The organism is Pseudoalteromonas luteoviolacea, assembly GCF_018100925.1.
GTDB lineage: Bacteria > Pseudomonadota > Gammaproteobacteria > Enterobacterales > Alteromonadaceae > Pseudoalteromonas > Pseudoalteromonas obscura.
The window spans coordinates 1-2,384 of the sequence record NZ_JAGJEH010000035.1; the positions used below are offsets into that span (position 1 = coordinate 1).

Consider the following 2,384-nt stretch of genomic DNA (forward strand, 5'->3'; position numbering starts at 1 on the left):
CTCGCCCAGTTTTGCACTGGTTGCCGAAGACTTAAAAAAGCTCGGTTTTGACGCAACTGCAAGCCAGGTTAGACGCTTTATTAATAGTATGCCACACGAGCTTGGCCCACAAAGCCCTTACCGCATGGGCGCAAAGCTTTATCGTGAAAAGCACAAAGACTTTATCATTCGCTCCACTGAGCATATTGCACCTGGCTTTATTTACAATGCCGACGGCCACCAAGTAGACGTGTATGTAGCACACCCAAAAACAGGTAGAGCATGGCGCTTTGAGCTCACCGCGTTTCAAGATGTTGCAAGCCGCTGCATTGTTGGCTGGGAGATTAGTGAGTCTGAAAATGCCATTGCAACCATGACGGCGTTAACCCGTTCGATTAAAAACCATCAACACATTCCTAGCATGTTGTATGTCGATAACGGTAGTGGTTATAGGTCAAAAATGATGTCTGATGAATGTTGCGGTGTGTATGCGCAATTTGATATTGAGGTCATTTTTGCCATACCCGGAAATGCACGTGCTAAGTGGATAGAACGCTTTTTTAAACATATGGAAGAGCACGTGGGCAAGCGCTTTGAAAGCTACTGCGGCCCAGACCATAACGAGCGCGAAAAGCTCAAGCTGCTGAACGATGTGAAAAAAGGCAAGCGTGAGCTGCCATCTTTAGAGCAATGGATTACTGAGTTTAAAGCGTTTTTAGAGCACTACCACAACAGCCCACACCCAGAGATTAAAGGCAAAACCCGCAAGCAAGTATGGGAAGAAGGGCTAATTCAAGAGCAGCCTGCAATCACTGATTTTGTGGTACTGCCCAGAGCCAAAGTGAAAGTAGCACGCGGCCAAATCAAATTGCATAAGCGTGTTTATACCGCTGACTACTTATTTCAATTTAACGGTAAAGAGTTGGTTGCTGGTTATGACTTGCACGACGACACGTACCTTGTGCTGTATGAGCAATCTGGCGAATTCATTATGAACTGCCGCATTAAACACAAGGTTGAGGCATTGCCAACAAGCCGGATTGAAGAAACCGACCTTAAGCGGCTGCAAGGTCAAGAAAAGCGCATTCAAAACCAGCTTTCTGAAAAGCGTGCAAGAGCCGACCAAAAACGTGTGATTGACGTGGACGAGGTTGAAGAACTGGCCGCAGACGTTCAAGCCATTCCTGAAATTGAACCTGAAATATTAAACATGGACCTCTCAGATTTTGAGGTTGATCACGTTGCACCCGTTAAAAACGAATACCCATTAGATTTAGGAGACATTCATGAATAAGTTCACCAGCCATTACAGCGAAGAACAACAAATTCAAGTAAAGCTCATTAACGAAGAAATTGAGTTTTACGCCCTAGGACCAGAAGACTACTGCCTAGGTTATGACTTAAACCAGGTTAACTCAGTACTAAATGGTGAATCGCCAGTAAACCCTAAAAAGCTGTTAAGTGTATTGTGGGCGCACTTTTTTGGTGACTTTGACCCCAAAGAATTTGGTAAAGAAAGTGGTTTTGCTGATTGCTACAACGCTAATGATAAGTTGATTGTGGCCCGTATTAAAAAGCGCATGACTGACGAAGACATTGCAAACCAAGGTGTAAATAGCACTTACATTGCAAAGAAGATCAATAAGTCTCCTTCGACGGTTAGTCAGTTGTTATCTGGTAAGTATGCTGCGAGCCCAACTAAGTACTTGCATGACATATACGCCATTGTTGCACCCGCAGGTACTGATACCGCAGACGATAACGTTACTGATGAAAGACCGATTATTACAATTCGATACGGCGAGGTGCCTTTTGTGCCAACCAGTGTCGCTAAGGTGATAACCATGGCGTGTGAGCATGCCAAAGCAAGACGGCGCTTTGCGGTTGTCGCGGGCCAAGCTGGCATTGGTAAAAGCAAAGGGCTAGAGCGCTACTGCGAAGAAAACCCACTTGCAATACTGATTGTTGGCAGTGAGCAAACGACCAGTAAGCAAGTGATTGAATCACTGTGCACCTCGTTAGGTTTACCCCGAAAACCGAGTGTTGCCAAAAACATCGAGAACATTGTTAGAACCATCGAAAACACCGAGCGCATCATTTTGTTAGATGAGGCGGACAAGTGTAAGCCAAGCGCGTTAGATCCACTGAGGACCATTTCGGATGCTGCAAAAGTTGGGGTGTGTTTGATTGGCAATATTCAGCTGGTCGATAAGCTGCAAACCAACGAACGTTATGAGTTGATCTCTTCTCGTGTGTGTTTTTGGCCAAAGCCGATTGGTGAGGTGCCAATTGAGGATATCAGAAACTTATTCAATGAGCTTACCCAAGGCACTGTGCCGCTTGAGTCCGATGACGAGCAATGGTGGCAGTGGTTGCATAAAAGGGTAGAGGGAAATTCAAGGCTC

At 45.4% G+C, this 2,384-nt stretch carries 2 protein-coding genes; both read left to right on the forward strand.

What is annotated here, in order from left to right:
• The coding region (locus J8M00_RS27875) for a Mu transposase C-terminal domain-containing protein (RefSeq protein ID WP_211013630.1) at positions 1-1,273 on the forward strand (1,273 nt) is incomplete at its 5' end.
• Positions 1,266-2,384: AAA family ATPase (locus J8M00_RS27880; protein ID WP_211013631.1), on the forward strand; the 1,119-nt coding region annotated here is incomplete at its 3' end. The genes J8M00_RS27875 and J8M00_RS27880, both read left to right, overlap by 8 nt.